Raw genomic sequence first — 15681 nt, 5'->3', positions numbered from 1 at the left:
GTAACACGCATCGGCCAATTGGCCCGGTGTGTCGCACGATCTGGCTGATATCACTGAACTTTTTTGTGATTGTTCCAATCGATTGACCGTCAACTGGCGATGGAATTCGAACACTTATTGCATTCTCGTGTGGTGCCAGCGCCGCAGCAGCCCTTCCGGCACCTCTTCCGCCGTCAGCGCGAACACCAGATGGTCCCGCCAGGCGCCGTCGATGTGGAGATACCTCGGCCGCAGGCCCTCCTCGCGGAAGCCGAGCTTCTCGGCCACCCGGCGCGAGGGCCCGTTCTCCGGACGGATGCACACCTCCATGCGGTGCAGCCCGACCGTGCGGAAGCAGTGGTCGACGGCGAGCGCCACCGCCGTCGGCATCACCCCGCGCCCGGCCACCTCGCTGTCCACCCAGTACCCCACGTGCCCCGAGCACATGGAGCCCCAGGTGATCCCGGCCACCGTCAACTGGCCGACGAGCCGCCCCCGGTACTCGATGACGAAGGGCAGCATCCGCCCGGCGTTCGCCTCCGACCGCAGGTGGCGCACCATCTGGCGGTACGTCGGACGCTGGGCGACCGGCGCACCGGGCGGTGCCGGCGGCACCGTCGCCTCCCAGGGCCGCAGCCACTCGCGGTTGCGCCGGTTCACCTCGCGCCAGGCCGCCTGGTCGCGCATCTTTATCGGGCGGAGCAGCACTTCGCCGTCGACGAGGACCGCCGGCCAGGACGGGATCACGACGCTCTCGGGTGGTCGCCGCCGCGGATCTGGTCGACGGCATGGCGCAGGAGCGGCTCCAGGACGGCGAGCCCGTCCCGCACCCCGCCGGGGGACCCCGGCAGGTTCACGATCAGCGTGCCGCCCGCGACCCCGGCCAGACCGCGCGAGAGCGCCGCCGTCGGGACCTTCTCGCGGCCGTACGCGCGGATCGCCTCCGGGATGCCGGGGATCTCCCGCTCCAGGACCCGGCGGGTCACCTCGGGGGTCTCGTCGGTGGGCGAGATGCCCGTACCGCCGGTGGTGACGATGACGTCGTACCCGGCGGCGACGCCCTCGCGCAGCGCCGCCTCGACCGGCGCCCCGTCCGGCACGACCCGGGGGCCGTCCACGGCGAAGCCCAGGGCCGTCAGCCCCTCGGCGATCAGGGGCCCGCCCTTGTCCTCGTACACCCCGGCCGAAGCCCGGTTGGAGGCGGTGACGACCAGCGCGGTGTACGGGCCGGTCAGCGCCCCGCCGTGCTCGTGCGCCCCCGGCTCCCGGCCCGCGCCGGTCACGCCTCGGCCCTCGTCCAGTGGCCCGACTTGCCGCCCGTCTTCTCCTCCACCCGTACGTCGGAGATGACCGCGCCCTTGTCGACCGCCTTGATCATGTCGACGACGGTGAGGGCCGCCACCGAGACGGCCGTCAGGGCCTCCATCTCGACGCCGGTGCGGTCCGTCGTCCTGACGGTCGCCAGGATCTCGACGGCGTCGTCCGCGACCGCCAGGTCAAGGGTGACGCCCGAGACGGCCAGCGGGTGGCAGAGCGGGATGAGGTCGGGGGTCTTCTTGGCGCCCATGATCCCCGCGATGCGGGCGGTGGCGAGCGCGTCGCCCTTCGGGACGCCCTCGCCGCGCAGCAGCTCGATCACGCGCGGCGAGACGAGGACCCGCCCGCTGGCGCGGGCGGTGCGGGACGTGACGTCCTTCGCCGATACGTCGACCATGCGGGCCGCGCCCGCCTCGTCGATGTGGGTGAGACCTTGCTGCGTGCTCATGGCCGTGACACTCCCGGTCGCTGTGTGAAGGACGACACCGTACCCCCACCCTCGCCCCCTCAGCCGAGGAGGACCACTTCCAGCTCGGTGCCCGGCGCGACGCTCTCCGTCTCCTCGGGGACCACGAGCAGGCAGTCCGCGTGCGCGAGGGCCGCGATCAGGTGGGATCCGGCACCCCCCACGGGTGTGACGGTGCCCGCCTCCGGGTCGTACGTGCCGCGGAGGAACTGCCGGCGGCCCGCCGGGGACGACACGGCCGCGTCGGCGGCGAGCAGCGCCCGCACCCGGGGCCGGTGCAGGTCCTCGACGCCCATCAGGGCGCGGATCGCGGGGCGCACGAAGAGCTCGAAGGAGACGTACGAGGAGACCGGGTTGCCCGGCAGGGCGAGCAGCGGGATCTGCTCGGCTCCGACGGCGCCGAAGCCCTGCGGCTTGCCCGGCTGCATGGCCAGCTTGCGGAAGTCGACCTGCCCGTCGGCGGACAGCGCCTCCTTCACCACGTCGTAGGCGCCGACGCTCACCCCGCCCGTGGTCACGAGCAGGTCGGCCCGGATGAGCTGGTCCTCGATGGTGGCGCGCAGCGACTCGGCGTCGTCGGCGACGGCCCCCACCCGGTAGGCCAGGGCGCCCGCGTCCCGCGCGGCGGCGGCGAGCGCGAAGCTGTTCGAGTCGTGGATCTGGCCCTCGCCCAGCGGCTCGCCGGGCTGGACGAGCTCGCTGCCGGTGGACAGGACGACCACGCGCGGGCGGGGGCGGACCCTGACGGTGCCCCGGCCGATCGCGGCGAGCAGGCCGATCTGCGGCGGCCCCAGGACCGTGCCCGCCGCGAGGGCGAGCTCCCCGGCCCGCACGTCGCTGCCCGCCCTGCGGACGTGGGCGCCGGCCTCGGCGGACCGGTGGACCCTGACCTCGCCGGCGGAGCCCTCGGGGGCGGCGCTGGCGGCGGTCATGCCGGTGGCCGCGCCCCCGCCCGTACCGCCGTCGGTCCACTCGACGGGGACGACGGCCTCGGCGCCGGGCGGCAGCGGGGCGCCGGTCATGATCCGGGCCGCCTGGCCGGGGCCGACCTCGGGCAGGCCGCCGGCGCCGGCGGCGACGTCGCCGATGACGGTGAGGACGGCGGGGAACTCCTCGGTGGCCCCGGCGACATCGGCGACCCGGACCGCGTATCCGTCCATGGAGCTGTTGTCGAAGGGCGGCAGCGCGGCCGGCACCGTGACGTCCTCGACCAGGACGCAGCCCTGGGCGTCGAGGAGCTGCAACTCGATCGGTTCGAGCGGGGAGACCGTCGCGAGGATGTCGTCGAGGTGCTCGTCGACGGACCACAGGCCGCGGGCCGGGCCCGCACAGGGGTCCGCGACCCCCTCCCCGTGGTCGTGCTTCTCGTGGTCGTCGTGGGACGGCGACGGTGCCGCGCTGCTGCTCAAGGTGCTACATCTCCTCGCTGACGTATCTCCGGAGCCAGGCCCGGAAGTCCGGTCCCAGATCTTCACGTTCGCACGCGAGTCTGACAATGGCACGCAGATAGTCGCCGCGGTCACCGGTGTCATAGCGGCGCCCCTTGAACACGACGCCGTGCACCGGGCCGCCGATCTTCTCGTCGGAGGCCAGTTTCTGAAGGGCGTCGGTCAGCTGGATCTCGCCGCCCCGGCCCGGCTCGGTCTCCCGCAGGGTGTCGAAGACGGCCGGATCCAGGACGTAGCGGCCGATGATCGCGTAGTTGCTGGGCGCCTCGCCCGGATCCGGCTTCTCGACCAGGTCCGTCACCTGCACGACGTCGGAGTCGGCGGTCGCCTCCACGGCGGCGCAGCCGTAGAGGTGGATCTGGGAGGGCTCCACCTCCATCAGGGCGATGACGCTCCCGCCCTCCCGCTCCTGGACCTCCACCATCCGCGCGAGCAGCGGATCGCGCGGGTCGATCAGGTCGTCGCCGAGGAGCACCGCGAAGGGCTGGTCGCCGACGTGCGGGGCGGCGCAGAGCACGGCGTGCCCGAGGCCGCGCGGGGCGCCCTGGCGGACGTAGTGCATGGTGGCCAGGTCGCTGGACTCCTGGACCTTGGAGAGGCGTTCGCCGTCGCCCTTGCGGATCAGGGCCTCCTCCAGCTCGTAGTTCCGGTCGAAGTGGTCCTCCAGCGGACGCTTGTTCCGGCCGGTGATCATCAGGACGTCGGAGAGACCGGCCGCGACGGCCTCCTCGACGACGTACTGGATGGCCGGCTTGTCGACGACCGGCAGCATCTCCTTCGGCGTCGCCTTGGTCGCGGGGAGGAAGCGTGTACCGAGACCGGCAGCGGGGATGACAGCCTTGCTGATCCGGCCGAGCCTGGGGAGCGACAGATTCATGCGGAGCACCTTAGCCACTCGGAATGAGAAGAAGATGTGACTTCGGTTAACTTTCTTGGCATAAAGATAGTTACGAGAATTTCACGACCGTACAGAGGGCCGTCATGACACCGGAGTTGTCCGAAAAGAGCGTGCTGCGCAGCCGACTTCTGGCCGCCCGATCCGCGCTCACCCCCGACTCCCTCGCGGACACGGCCGAATCCCTCGCCCGGCGGGGAATGGAACTGGCCGAACTCGCCGGAGCCGCCACCGTCGCCGCCTATGTCTCCGTCGGCCGCGAGCCGGGCACCCGCGCCCTCCTCGACGCCCTCCACGCGCGCGGGGTGCGGGTCCTGCTCCCCGTCCTGCTGCCCGACAACGACCTGGACTGGGCGGCGTACGAGGGCCGCGAGGCGCTCGCGCGGGCCGGCCGCGGCCTCCTGGAGCCCACCGGGCCCCGGCTCGGCCCCGAGGCCGTGTGCGCCGCCGACACCGTGCTGCTGCCGGGCCTCGCCGTCGACGGGCGCGGGATGCGGCTCGGGCGGGGCGGCGGCTCGTACGACCGGGTCCTGGCCCGGCTCGCCCGCGCGGGCGTGGATCCGGCCCTGGTGGTGCTCCTCTACGCGGACGAGGTGGTCGCGCGGGTCCCGGAGGAACCGCACGACCACCCCGTGCACGCGGTGGTGACCCCGGCCGGGGTCACCCGCTTCCGCCCCTGATCAGGGCTTCAGCGTGAGCGTGTCCTTCGTCGTCGCGTCGACCGCCGCCTTGCCGTAGGCCCAGTCGTACAGCTCGCCCTTCGCCCAGGCGTCCGTCTGGTCGGTGTAGTTCGAGTGGAAGGCGTGCCCGGAGGCGCCGGTCAGGTTGACCCAGCGGGACTTGTCCCAGTCGCCGACGTTGACGACCATCCGCATCGACGGGACCCAGATGACGTCGTAGCCGCCGGCCGCGTTCCAGCCGGTGGCGTCGACGGCCGCCTCGCCTCCGCCCAGGTTCCACGGGCCGCGGTTGAGGAGCTGCTGCACCACACCGGGGCCCGCGGTGCCGAGGGTCTGGTTCTTCAGGGTCAGCTGGTGCAGCCGGCCCCAGCTCCAGGTGGAGACGTCCTTGCCGAGCTTGGCGGTCAGCTCCCAGCGGGCGTCCTTCATGGCCCGGGCGAGCAGCTGGTCACGCGTCTCGGTGGCCGCGTCGGTGCGGCTGCCGGGGGTCGTCCACCACTCGTTCTTCTCCTGCTTCAGGAGCGGGCGGACCACCTCGTACCAGCGGTCGCCGCCGTCCGGCTGCGCCGAGTCGGGGTCGCGCTCGCCGCACTCGCGGACGAGCTTGTTCTGCTCGTCGACGGGTCCGGTGGCCTGGGCCGGGAGGACGTTGATGCAGTCGCCCTCGGCGCGCAGCTCCTTGGGCAGCTTGTTCCCGAAGGCGAGCTTGAGGACGTTGCGCCAGACCGCGTTGAAGTAGGCGGCGGCGGCCGAGTCGGGCTCCTGGGTGTAGTCCCAGCCCTCCAGCAGCTTCTGCGCCTCGCGGACCGACGGGTCCGCGATGTCGATCTTCAGCAGGAGCGGGTTGAGCAGGGTCGCGATCTCGCTGCGGTTGTCGGTCTGCATGGTCCGCATGTCGTCCGGCGAGATCTTGCCGCCGTCCTTGGTCTTCGACTCGATGAGGTCGTTGATCCGCTGGCTGCGCGAGCCGTAGCCCCAGTCCTTGGTGAGCAGGTCGGGGTAGTTCTTCCCGTCGATCACGGCCTGGTTCGCGGTGACGATGTAGCCGCGCTCCGGGTTGTACTCGTAGGGCAGCCGGTCGAAGGGGATGTATCCCTTCCAGCGGTACGAGGAGTCCCAGCCGGGCGCGGGCAGGGTGCCGTCGCCCTTGGCGCGCTGCGGGATCTTGCCGGGCGACTGGTAGCCGATGTTGCCCTCGGTGTCGGCGTAGATCAGGTTCTGGGAGGGCACCTCGAAGTTCTTCGCGGCGGCCCGGAAGGTGGTGAAGTCCTTGGCGCGGTCGAGCGCGAAGATCGCGTCCATCGACCTGCCCGGCTGGAGCGCCGTCCACTGGAGCGAGACGCCGTAGCCGGTGCCCCGGTCGGGGGCGGCGTTGCCGACGGGCGCCGTCTGGCCGACCTGCTCCAGTTCGGAGGAGCGGTCGGAGACGAGCGGCCCGCGCTCGGTGGACCGGACGGTGATCTTCCGGTCGGAGCCGCCGGCGACCTTGATGGTCTCCTCGCGGCTGACGAAGGGCTTGACCTTGCCGTCGACGAGGTAGCCGTCGGGGCCGATCTTCTCCAGGTAGAGGTCGGTCACGTCGGCGCCGAGGTTGGTGAGGCCCCAGGCGATCTTGTCGTTGTGGCCGATGATCACGCCGGGCATGCCGGAGAAGGTGTAGCCGGCGACGTCGTAGCGGCAGGTCGCCGAGACCGAGCGGCAGTGCAGGCCCATCTGGTACCAGAGGGACGGCAGCTGGGGCGCGAGGTGCGGGTCGTTGGCGAGCAGCGGCTTGCCGGAGGTCGTGTACTGCCCGGCGACGACCCAGGAGTTCGAGCCGATGCCGTTGCCGTTCGGGCCGAGCAGCGCCGGGACCGTGTCGAGGACCTCGGAGAGCGCGCCGAGCTGGGAGGCCACGCCGCCGCCGGAGCCGCCGGGGCCCGAGCCCGGGGTGTCCCCGGTCGTCGTCCCGTCCTCCTCGGTGGCCTCGGCCTTCGGGTCGAACTTCCCGGTGGACTCGTCGACGGCGCCCTTGTCCACGATCGGCTGGTGGAGCGCGTACGGGTACTCGGGGTACAGCTGCTTGATCTGCTGCGCGCTGAGCCGGCTCGTCATGAGCGAGCGGTCGATCTCGTCCTGCATGTTGCCGCGCAGGTCCCAGGCCATCGCCTTGAGCCAGGCCACCGAGTCGACCGGGGTCCAGGGCTCGATCGCGTAGTCGTTGGTCAGCGCCAGCGCCGCGTACTCGACCGAGACGTCGGCCGGCTTCGCGTGGTCCTTCAGGTAGGCGTTGACGCCGTCCGCGTACGCCTGGAGGTACTTCTTCGTCTCCGGCGACAGGACCTCGTCGTACTCCTGCTGCGCGACCCGGCGCCAGCCGAGCGTGCGCAGGAAGGCGTCGGTGTCGACCTGGCTCTCGCCGAACATCTCGGAGAGGCGGCCCGCGGTCACGTGCCGGCGGACGTCCATCTCGTAGAAGCGGTCCTGCGCCTGGACGTAGCCCTGGGCGCGGAAGAGGTCCGTCTCGTTGTCGGCGTAGATCTGCGGGACGCCGTTCGCGTCCCGCTTCACCTCCACGTCGGCGGAGAGCTTGTCGAGGCGGATCTCGCCGGTCGTCTGCGGGAACGAGGCCCGGACGGTGCTGACTCCCCAGTACCCGCCGAAGCCGATGCCCGCGACCAGGGCGACGACCAGGACGAGGAGGAGCAGGCGGGCGCGCCGCCCTTTCTTCTTGGCGGTCTTCTTGCCGGGGGGCGCGGTCGTGTTGGAGGGCATCGCTGTCCTTCGAGGGGCAGGGTGGTCCTGGAGTACGGGAGCAACCTTAGGCGCAGCGTCCGGACGGCCCGGACGCGGTGTCAGGAAGAGAACCGTACTGGTGGGCGAGGACATGCAAAGAGGGCGTCAAGAAAGCGTTAAAGATTAGGTAAGGTAACGAAGTACCGGCCGCTGGAGGAACGATCCAGCCGCACGTGAGGGGAAGGAACGGCCACTGACTGTCCACCAGCTCAACGAACTCCTGCTCGTCTGCTCCCTCGTCCTGCTCGTGGCCGTCGCGGCCGTGCGGATCTCCTCCCGCAGCGGGCTCCCCAGCCTGCTGCTCTACCTGGGCATCGGCATCGCGATGGGGCAGGACGGCATCGGCAACGTCGCCTTCGACAACGCGGAACTGACGCAGGTCATCGGCTATGCCGCGCTCGTCGTGATCCTCGCCGAGGGCGGTCTCGGCACGAAGTGGAAGGAGATCAAGCCGGCGCTCCCCGCCGCGGTCGTCCTCTCCACCGTCGGCGTCGCCGTCAGCGTCGGCATCACCGCCGCGGGCGCCCACTACCTCGTCGGCCTCGACTGGCGGCAGGCCCTGATCATCGGCGCCGTCGTCTCCTCGACCGACGCCGCCGCGGTCTTCTCCGTACTGCGCAAGGTGCCCCTCCCCTCGCGGGTCACCGGCGTCCTGGAGGCCGAGTCCGGCTTCAACGACGCCCCCGTCGTCATCCTCGTCGTCGCCTTCTCCACCGCGGGACCGGTCGACCACTGGTACGTCCTCGTCGGGGAGATCGCGCTCGAACTCGCCATCGGCGTCGCCGTCGGCCTCGCGGTCGGCTTCGTCGGCGCCTACGGCCTGCGGCACGTGGCCCTGCCCGCCTCCGGCCTCTACCCGATCGCCGTCATGGCCATCGCCGTCAGCGCGTACGCCGCCGGCGCCATGGCCCACGGCTCCGGCTTCCTCGCCGTCTACCTGGCCTCGATGGTCCTCGGCAACGCCAAGCTGCCGCACGCCCCCGCGAACCGGGGCTTCGCCGAGGGACTCGGCTGGATCGCCCAGATCGGCATGTTCGTCCTGCTCGGCCTGCTCGTCACCCCGCACGAGCTCGGCCACGACTTCTGGCCCGCCGTCGTCATCGGCCTCGTCCTGACGGTCGTCGCCCGGCCCATGGAGGTCCTGGTCAGCCTGCTGCCCTTCCGGATCCCCTGGCAGGAGCAGGCCCTGATGTCCTGGGCCGGCCTGCGCGGAGCCGTCCCCATCATCCTCGCCACCATCCCGATGGTGTCGCAGATCGAGGGCAGCGAGCGGATCTTCAACATCGTCTTCGTGCTCGTCGTCGTCTACACCCTCGTCCAGGGCCCCACGCTGCCCTGGCTGGCCAGGGCGCTCAAGCTGGGCGACTCCGCCGAGGCCGCCGACCTGGGCGTCGAATCCGCCCCGCTGGAACGGCTCCGCGGACACCTGCTCTCCGTCGCCATCCCGGAGGGCTCCCGGATGCACGGCGTCGAGGTCGCCGAACTGCGCCTCCCGGCCGGAGCCGCCGTCACCCTCGTCGTACGCGAGGACGCCAGCTTCGTACCGGGCCCCGCGACCGTCCTGCGGCACGGCGACGAACTCCTCGTCGTCGCCACCGACCCCGTCCGGGACGCCACCGAGCGGCGGCTGCGGGCCGTCGGACAGGGCGGCAAGCTCGCCGGCTGGCTCGGGACCGGAGGCGCCACGGCCGCCTCGGCGCCCGCCGCCTCCGGACGCTTCCACCTGCCGGGCAGCGGTGGACACCGGACCGGCCACGGCGGCAACAAGAGAACATCCGGTTAATCCCAGGCATTAATTCAGGTGCGGGAGCGTTTTCCCAGGCGGGAAGACGCTCCTCCCTGTACCATGAAGGCACACCAGATCGAACCAACTCTGCCTGACGCAGAGCTGGCGCGACCGTATGGCGGCCGTGGCGGCCCCCCACCGTGGGGCAGGCCCGGTATCTACCGCAGTAACGCGCATGAGGACAGCTCTCGGCGACACCCGCAGCACCACCGTGCCGGGGCGCGCTACCAGGCGGCAGAAAGGCAAGGACCGTGGCGTCCACGGTCATCTCGGACAAGCGGCCCGGCTACGGGCAGCTCCTGCGCACCCCCGGTGCGCTGTCCTTCCTGCTCCCCGGCTTCGCGGCCAGGCAGCCCTTCGCGATGCTGACCATCGGCATCGTCCTGCTCGTGCAGCACACCACCGGATCCTTCGGCAGCGCCGGCGCCGTCGCCGCCGTCACCGGTGTCTCCATGGCCCTCTTCGCCCCGCAGAGCGGCAAGCTCGCCGACCGCTTCGGACAGCGCGCCGTCCTGATCCCCGGCGTCCTCGTCCACACCGCGGCCGTCTCCCTGCTCGTCGTCCTCGCCCTCGGCGGCGCCCCGCTCTGGGCCCTGTTCCTGGCCGCCGTCCCGGCCGGCGCCTCCGTGCCCCAGGTCGGACCCATGGTCCGCGCCCGCTGGGCCGCCAAGCTCGACGGCACCCCCCTGATGCCGACGGCCGCCGCCTTCGAGTCCGTCACGGACGAGTTCACCTTCGTCGTCGGCCCCGTGCTCGCCACCGCCCTGTGCACCGGCGTCCACCCCGCCGCCGGACTGATCGCCGAGGCCGTCCTCACCCTCGTCGGCGGCCTGTTCTTCGCCGCCCAGAGCGCCACCCAGCCCGCGTACGGCATCGCCGCGGCCGCCGGTCACCTCGGCGGCGAACCCCGCCGCTCGGCCCTGTCCATCCCCGGCGTGCGCGTCCTCGTCGTCGCCTTCCTCGGCATCGGGTCCGTCTTCGGCGGCATGCAGGTCTCCCTCACCGCCTTCACCGAGGAGATCGGCAACCCCGGCGCCAACGGCCTCCTGTACGGGATCTTCGCCGCCGGCAACATGCTCGCCGGCATCGCCATGGGCGCCGTCGCCTGGAAGACCGGCCCCCGCCGCCGCCTGATCATGGGCTACGCCGGCCTCACGGTCGCCGCCTCACTGCTGTGGACCACCCACTCGGTGCTGCTCCTCGCCGCCCTCGGCCTCGTCGTCGGCCTGTGCATCGCCCCCGCCCTGATCACCGGCTACACCATCGTCGAGACCCTGATCCCCGCCACGGCCCGCACCGAGGCCTTCACCTGGCTCACCGGCGCCGTCGCCCTCGGCCAGGCCGCCGCCGTCACGGTCGCCGGCCGCCTCGCCGACGCCCACGGCGCGAGCACCGGATTCCTGGTCCCGATGGCGGGCACGGCCCTCGCCCTGGCCACGCTGCTCGCCCTGCGCTCGCGGCTCCGGCCGCGCGAGGCGAGCCGGGTCGCGGCACGTGGCATCGGTCACCGCGTGCCGGTGACGGTGGACTGATCCCCCGGAATACGTCACTATGGATCGTCGTTAGCACTCGATGAGTGTGAGTGCCAGGAGGAAGTCAAGTGCCGACCTACCAGTACCAGTGCACCGAGTGCGGCGAAGGCCTCGAGGCGGTGCAGAAGTTCACCGATGACGCCCTGACCGAGTGCCCCGGCTGCAACGGACGCCTGAAGAAGGTGTTCTCGGCCGTCGGCATCGTGTTCAAGGGTTCCGGCTTCTACCGGAACGACAGCCGCGGCTCGTCGTCCAGCAGCTCGCCGGCCTCGTCGAAGTCCTCGACGACGACGTCCACGACGTCCTCTTCCTCGGACTCCAAGCCCGCCGCGTCGACCGCGTCGTCGTCCTCCTCCGCCTCCTCGACGTCCTCGTCGAGCACCGGAAGCTCGGCCGCCTGACCCGTCGCGCCCCCGAGTGCCCCGCCGCCCCGCGCGGACGGGGCACTCGGCGTTTCCGGGGGCCCGGGACGCGCCCCGGGGGCCTGCGAGGTGACCGGGCACGGGCCGCCCGCCCCGCGCACGGGCGACCGGCCCGGACCGGCCCCGCGCGACGCGACCGGACCGGGCCTCCCCACGCGACGTCACCCGCCCGGACCGGCCCGCGCGGCGTGACCCGCCCGGACCGCCCTGCGTAGGGTGACCGGCATGGTCAACCATGACGTGTACGCGGATATCGGCGTGATCGGCGGCTCCGGCTTCTACTCCTTCCTGGACGACGTCACCGAGGTGACCGTCGACACCCCGTACGGCCGCCCCAGCGACTCCCTCTTCCTCGGCGCGATCGGCGGCCGGCAGGTCGCCTTCCTCCCCCGGCACGGGCGGAGCCACACCCTCCCGCCGCACCGGATCAACTACCGCGCCAACCTCTGGGCCCTGCGCTCCGTCGGCGTGCGGCAGATCCTCGGGCCCTGCGCCGTCGGCGGACTGCGCGAGGACCACGGACCCGGCACGCTCGTCGTGCCCGACCAGCTCGTCGACCGTACGAAGAGCCGGGACCAGACCTACTTCGACGGCGAACGGCGGGCCGACGGCGTCGTGCCCCGCGTCGTCCACGTGACCTTCGCCGACCCCTACTGCCCCGACGGACGGCGGGTCGCGGTCAAGGCGGCCCGGGGCCGCGACTGGGAGCCCGTGGACGGCGGCACCATGGTCGTCGTCGAGGGCCCCCGCTTCTCCACCCGCGCCGAGTCCCGCCTGCACGCCGCCGCGGGCTGGTCCGTCGTCGGCATGACCGGACACCCCGAAGCCGTCCTCGCCCGCGAACTCGGCCTCTGCTACACCTCCCTCGCCCTCGTCACCGACCTCGACGCCGGCACCGAGACCGGCGAGGGCGTCTCCCACACCGAGGTCCTCCAGGTCTTCCGCGAGAACGTCGGACGCCTGCGGGACGTCCTCTTCGACGCCGTGGCGGCCCTGCCGGCGACGGTGGAGCGGGACTGCCTCTGCACTCATGCCCACGACGGCTGGGACCTCGGCATCGAACTGCCGTAAACCACCCCGGGGGGTGGGGTGGTTGTCCACAGGCGCGGGGGTGATCCCCAGGCCGGGGCAGGACGACCGCCGAGCGGGGACAGTGGCGGCACGACACCGTCCCGAGCAGACAGGCGGCCCCCGCATGACGCCACCCACCTCCCTCACCTCCCCCTCCTCCGTGCCCCCGCCCTGCGCGGTCCCGGCCTTCGAACCGCTCCACGTCCGGGGCGCCCGCCACCGGCTGCGCAGGGCGCTCCGGCGCGGGCGGCGCGCACCCGCCCTGCTGCTGGCCCTGACGGCGGGCGCCCTGGCCGTCGCGCAGACCGCGGCGGCCCCCGCCGCGCCCCCTCCCCCGTCGGCACCCGCCCGCGCCCGGCCGCCCGCCGCCGCGCCCCTGGTGAAGGCGCCCGTACGGATCGCCGACGCCGCGACCGTCCGGCTGCTGCGCCCCGGCGACCGGGTCGACGTGATCGCGGCGCCCGACTCACCGCTCGGCGCGGACGCCGAGGCCCACGTCGTCGCCACGGGCGCCCGCGTGGCCGAGGTGCCGCGACCGCGCGAGGCCCGGCCGGACGGCGGGGCGCTCGTCGTCCTCTCCATGCCGCGGCCGACGGCGGCGAAGCTGGCGGGAGCCGGTGTCACCGCCCAACTGGCGTTGATCCTGTGCTGATTCGCACTGACTTACTGTCAAGTCACCGTCCCGTGTGTATGGATTGGACGCCCCTGCGCCGTTCACGGCCTAATGGCTCCGCACACAGCACGCGCGACGAAAGGCATCTCGGTGGCCGAGAAGAAGGAATCCCTGCTCGGAGGCTTCAAAGCCTTCCTGATGCGGGGCAACGTGATCGACCTGGCAGTGGCGGTCGTCATCGGTGCCGCCTTCACGAACATCGTGAACTCGGTGGTCAAGGGCATCATCAACCCGGTCGTCGGCGCCTTCGGCACCAAGGACCTGGAGAGCTACTCGTCCTGCATCAAGGACACCTGTGCCGTGGTCAACGGCGAGGTGCAGGGAATCCAGATCCAGTGGGGTCTGGTCCTCAGCGCCGTGCTGAGCTTCCTGATCACGGCCGCCGTCGTGTACTTCCTCATGGTCCTGCCGATGGCGAAGATCCTCGCCAAGCGCGCCGCGCACGAGAAGGCCAAGGAGGGCGTGGAGGAGGTCATGGAGATCAGCGAGCTGGAGGTGCTCAAGGAGATCCGCGACCACCTCGTCGCCCAGCGCGGCCCGGTGGCGGGCCCGGGATCCGGTACGGCAACCGGTACCGGCCCCGGCTCGGGACCCGGTACGGGCCCCGGCTCCGCCGGTGGTTCTGGGACGCACCCCACCCCCTGACCGGCGGGGCACGCCGGTCTCAGAGGTGGTGCGGCGGCTTCTCGTCCAGGAAGCGCGCGAGTTCGGCGGCGCTGCCGCCGCCGGCCGGAGGCCGCTCGCCCCACCCGCGGTCCGTGTCGTCCGCGGACTGCTGGTCCAGCGGATCGTCGAAGACGAGTGCCGGCTTCGGAGTGTTCTCCGGGCTGGATGACGTGCCGGACCGCTTCGCGTCTCGCGGTCCGTGGGCGGGGGCGGTGCTCATCTCTTCAGAGTACGCCCGCTCTCCCGCCCCGTACCCCGCTGATCAGCGGTCCTTCGGGTCGATCAGCCAGATGCCCAGCACCACCAGGAACGACAGGACGAGGAATCCCGCGCCCCACCAGGCGGTGCCGGTGTCGCCCGACATCCACTCGTCCACCACGATCGTCAGCCCCCAGAGCTGGCCGATGACGACCGTGAGCGACAGCGCGAGGCGCGCCGTCAGCTTCGACGAGCGCTCCGGCTCCTGCTCCGTGCCGGCCCCGGGGCCCGGCCCGGTGTGCCGGATCCGGGGATCGCCGTAGCCGCTGGTGGGCCGGATCTGCGGGTACCGCTCGTGGACCGGCCGGTTCAGCCGGGGCTGGGCGCTGCCGGGGGTGTAGGCGGGCGGGCGCGGGGGCTCCACCGGCTCCGGGGCCTCGGGATCCCGGGGGAACGCGCTCTCGCTCATGTCCGCTCGCTCCTCTCGGCCCCGGCGGGCACGGTCGCGGCCGCGCCGCCCTCCAGGCGGTCGCAGAGGGGGCTGCCCTCGCCGCGCTGACGGCAGTAGCCCTCCTGGAGGCTCTCGCCGGAGCGGGCGGTGCCGACGGCCCAGACGCTGCCGTCGGCCTGCTCGACCAGGATCACCTTGGGCAGGCCGCGCGGCGGGGGGCCTGCGGTGACCTCTCCCGTGCGGGCGTCGAAGATCCCCTCGTGGCACGGGCAGTAGAGCTCGCCCTCGCTCCCCCGTTCCTTGCGCCAGAGGACGGCGCAGGCGAGGTGGGTGCAGACGGCGGAGTAGCCGGCGAGGCTGCCGTCGTCCATGCGGACGGCGATCGCCCGGTCCTCGTCGCCGGGGTAGCGGAAGGCGAGCGACTCCCCCGGCTCGATCCGGTCGGCGATCTTCTTGATCCCGGGGGTGCCGTCGGGGTCGCCGTGCCGGTGCAGGATGCCGGAGGCGACGCCGACGCCGCCGACGGCGAGGCCGCCGGAGACGGTGGCGACGATCCGCAGGTAGTCGCGGCGGGTGGTGAGGGAGTCGGCGGCGATCCGGTCGCGGAGCGCCTCCTGAGCGGCGTCGGCGTGGGCGTCCGGAGCGGGCGGCTGGGGGTCGGTGACGCTCAACGGACGTCCTCCCGTCGCCCGCCGTCACCCTGGTTCGCGTGCACGGGGCTCACGTCCCTTCCGTTGATCTCGACGACGGGGAGGCCGCCGGGGACGGGCCACTGGACCTTGTCGGCGGGGACGACCATCGCGACTCCGGTGGAGACGGTGGTGCTGCCGAAGGTGAAGGAGTCGGCGACCTGGACGCCGGGGCGTTCGGCCCGGAGCTCGTCGAGGGTTCCGTAGAAGAGGGCGCCGGTGGGGCAGACGGTGGCGCACATGGGGGCGAGGCCGTAGGCGGTGCGGTCGTAGCAGAGGTTGCACTTCATCTGGAGCTTCGCCTGGAGGTCGATCTTGGGCACGCCGAAGGGGCAGGCGTTGACGCAGTTGGCGCAGCCGATGCAGCGGGTGGTGTCGGCCTGCTGCACGACGCCGTCGGCGGTGACGAGGATGGCGTCGGCGGGGCAGACCTCGGCGCAGGGGGCGACGGGGTCCTCGCAGTGCATGCAGACGGTGGGGAGGGAGGCCACGGAGTGGCCCTCGTCGGGGTAGTCGAGGTGGATCATCGACTTGCCGCGGTGCGAGTCGCATTCGCGGCAGGCGGAGACGCAGGCCTGGCAGCCGATGCAGCGGCCCGGGTCGATGAAGATCGTGCGGCCCATCATGTGCGGG

The 15681-nt window shown here is 72.4% G+C and carries 17 protein-coding genes; 7 read left to right on the top strand and 10 right to left on the bottom strand.

Going from position 1 to position 15681, the window contains the following annotated elements; all coding sequences use genetic code 11:
- Positions 1-114: 114 nt before the first annotated feature.
- The 5 genes from ACFYXU_RS34670 to galU are packed head-to-tail and all read right to left on the bottom strand — an operon-like array spanning position 115 to position 4087.
- Entirely contained in the window at positions 115-726 is a 612-nt protein-coding gene (locus tag ACFYXU_RS34670; RefSeq protein WP_361394696.1) for a GNAT family protein, read from the bottom strand.
- Positions 723-1262 (bottom strand): MogA/MoaB family molybdenum cofactor biosynthesis protein, encoded by a 540-nt coding sequence (locus ACFYXU_RS34665; protein ID WP_361394694.1) that lies wholly within the window; start codon positions 1260-1262, stop codon positions 723-725. The genes ACFYXU_RS34670 and ACFYXU_RS34665 overlap by 4 nt, the downstream gene beginning before the upstream one ends.
- On the bottom strand, positions 1259-1744 hold the full coding sequence (moaC, locus tag ACFYXU_RS34660) for a cyclic pyranopterin monophosphate synthase MoaC (protein ID WP_329853199.1): 486 nt from the start codon (positions 1742-1744) through the stop codon (positions 1259-1261). The genes ACFYXU_RS34665 and moaC overlap by 4 nt, the downstream gene beginning before the upstream one ends.
- A 59-nt stretch (positions 1745-1803) precedes the next feature.
- Positions 1804-3171 carry a gephyrin-like molybdotransferase Glp gene (gene glp, locus ACFYXU_RS34655; RefSeq protein ID WP_376508317.1) on the bottom strand — a complete coding sequence of 456 codons (1368 nt, stop codon included), beginning with the start codon at positions 3169-3171 and terminating at the stop codon, positions 1804-1806.
- 4 nt (positions 3172-3175) lie between these two features.
- A complete protein-coding gene (gene galU, locus ACFYXU_RS34650; protein ID WP_329853197.1) occupies positions 3176-4087 on the bottom strand; it encodes a UTP--glucose-1-phosphate uridylyltransferase GalU in 912 nt (303 codons plus the stop codon).
- A gap of 104 nt (positions 4088-4191) precedes the next feature.
- Between galU and ACFYXU_RS34645 the strand changes: the two genes are divergently transcribed.
- Positions 4192-4785, top strand: coding sequence for a 5-formyltetrahydrofolate cyclo-ligase (locus tag ACFYXU_RS34645; RefSeq protein ID WP_389408826.1), 594 nt, complete (start codon positions 4192-4194; stop codon positions 4783-4785).
- On the opposite strand, the gene ACFYXU_RS34640 is transcribed toward ACFYXU_RS34645, so the two are convergent.
- Positions 4786-7539, bottom strand: a complete 2754-nt coding sequence (locus ACFYXU_RS34640; protein WP_389461585.1) for a penicillin acylase family protein — start codon at positions 7537-7539, stop codon at positions 4786-4788. It lies immediately after the preceding gene.
- A 241-nt stretch (positions 7540-7780) separates the two neighbouring features.
- Between ACFYXU_RS34640 and ACFYXU_RS34635 the strand changes: the two genes are divergently transcribed.
- The 6 genes from ACFYXU_RS34635 to mscL all read left to right on the top strand — a co-directional run bounded on the left by ACFYXU_RS34635 (position 7781) and on the right by mscL (position 13689).
- Complete coding sequence (locus ACFYXU_RS34635) at positions 7781-9343, top strand: potassium/proton antiporter (protein WP_361395045.1); 1563 nt, start codon at positions 7781-7783, stop codon at positions 9341-9343.
- Positions 9344-9597: 254 nt separating this feature from the next.
- Positions 9598-10878 carry an MFS transporter gene (locus tag ACFYXU_RS34630; RefSeq protein WP_329853194.1) on the top strand — a complete coding sequence of 427 codons (1281 nt, stop codon included), beginning with the start codon at positions 9598-9600 and terminating at the stop codon, positions 10876-10878.
- 68 nt (positions 10879-10946) lie between these two features.
- On the top strand, positions 10947-11279 hold the full coding sequence (locus tag ACFYXU_RS34625; RefSeq protein ID WP_376508320.1) for an FmdB family zinc ribbon protein: 333 nt from the start codon (positions 10947-10949) through the stop codon (positions 11277-11279).
- Positions 11280-11525: 246 nt separating this feature from the next.
- Entirely contained in the window at positions 11526-12371 is an 846-nt protein-coding gene (locus ACFYXU_RS34620; RefSeq protein WP_361394681.1) for an S-methyl-5'-thioadenosine phosphorylase, read from the top strand.
- A gap of 124 nt (positions 12372-12495) precedes the next feature.
- Positions 12496-13023: a hypothetical protein gene (locus ACFYXU_RS34615; RefSeq protein ID WP_389461583.1), complete on the top strand. Its 528-nt coding sequence runs from the start codon at positions 12496-12498 to the stop codon at positions 13021-13023.
- Between the two features lie 111 nt (positions 13024-13134).
- Positions 13135-13689, top strand: coding sequence for a large conductance mechanosensitive channel protein MscL (gene mscL / locus ACFYXU_RS34610; RefSeq protein ID WP_376508322.1), 555 nt, complete (start codon positions 13135-13137; stop codon positions 13687-13689).
- Positions 13690-13708: 19 nt separating this feature from the next.
- Here mscL and ACFYXU_RS34605 read toward each other — a convergent pair whose 3' ends face one another.
- Genes ACFYXU_RS34605 through ACFYXU_RS34590 form a run of 4 tightly spaced genes read right to left on the bottom strand, consistent with a single transcriptional unit; the run spans position 13709 to position 15674 of the window.
- Positions 13709-13930: a hypothetical protein gene (locus tag ACFYXU_RS34605; RefSeq protein WP_329853188.1), complete on the bottom strand. Its 222-nt coding sequence runs from the start codon at positions 13928-13930 to the stop codon at positions 13709-13711.
- A gap of 42 nt (positions 13931-13972) precedes the next feature.
- Entirely contained in the window at positions 13973-14377 is a 405-nt protein-coding gene (locus tag ACFYXU_RS34600; RefSeq protein ID WP_329853186.1) for a hypothetical protein, read from the bottom strand.
- On the bottom strand, positions 14374-15030 hold the full coding sequence (locus ACFYXU_RS34595; protein ID WP_376508323.1) for a ubiquinol-cytochrome c reductase iron-sulfur subunit: 657 nt from the start codon (positions 15028-15030) through the stop codon (positions 14374-14376). The genes ACFYXU_RS34600 and ACFYXU_RS34595 overlap by 4 nt, the downstream gene beginning before the upstream one ends.
- The gene (locus tag ACFYXU_RS34590) at positions 15027-15674 is read right to left on the bottom strand and encodes a 4Fe-4S dicluster domain-containing protein (protein WP_376508324.1); all 648 of its coding nucleotides are present in this window, start codon (positions 15672-15674) and stop codon (positions 15027-15029) included. The genes ACFYXU_RS34595 and ACFYXU_RS34590 overlap by 4 nt, the downstream gene beginning before the upstream one ends.
- Positions 15675-15681: the final 7 nt, after the last annotated feature.

It is taken from the genome of Streptomyces sp. NPDC002232, assembly GCF_042890295.1.
GTDB lineage: Bacteria > Actinomycetota > Actinomycetes > Streptomycetales > Streptomycetaceae > Streptomyces.
The sequence above is the reverse complement of the archived record's forward strand: the minus strand, read 5'-3'. Positions and strand labels throughout refer to the sequence as shown.

Coding starts and splice junctions, on each gene's coding strand:
- ACFYXU_RS34600 (WP_329853186.1), bottom strand. CDS start 14,377: ATGAGCGAGAGCGCGTTCCCCCGGGATCCCGAGGCCCCGGAGCCGGTG.
- ACFYXU_RS34620 (WP_361394681.1), top strand. CDS start 11,526: ATGGTCAACCATGACGTGTACGCGGATATCGGCGTGATCGGCGGCTCC.
- ACFYXU_RS34645 (WP_389408826.1), top strand. CDS start 4,192: ATGACACCGGAGTTGTCCGAAAAGAGCGTGCTGCGCAGCCGACTTCTG.
- galU (WP_329853197.1), bottom strand. CDS start 4,087: ATGAATCTGTCGCTCCCCAGGCTCGGCCGGATCAGCAAGGCTGTCATC.
- moaC (WP_329853199.1), bottom strand. CDS start 1,744: ATGAGCACGCAGCAAGGTCTCACCCACATCGACGAGGCGGGCGCGGCC.
- ACFYXU_RS34640 (WP_389461585.1), bottom strand. CDS start 7,539: ATGCCCTCCAACACGACCGCGCCCCCCGGCAAGAAGACCGCCAAGAAG.
- ACFYXU_RS34590 (WP_376508324.1), bottom strand. CDS start 15,674: ATGATGGGCCGCACGATCTTCATCGACCCGGGCCGCTGCATCGGCTGC.
- ACFYXU_RS34615 (WP_389461583.1), top strand. CDS start 12,496: ATGACGCCACCCACCTCCCTCACCTCCCCCTCCTCCGTGCCCCCGCCC.
- ACFYXU_RS34605 (WP_329853188.1), bottom strand. CDS start 13,930: ATGAGCACCGCCCCCGCCCACGGACCGCGAGACGCGAAGCGGTCCGGC.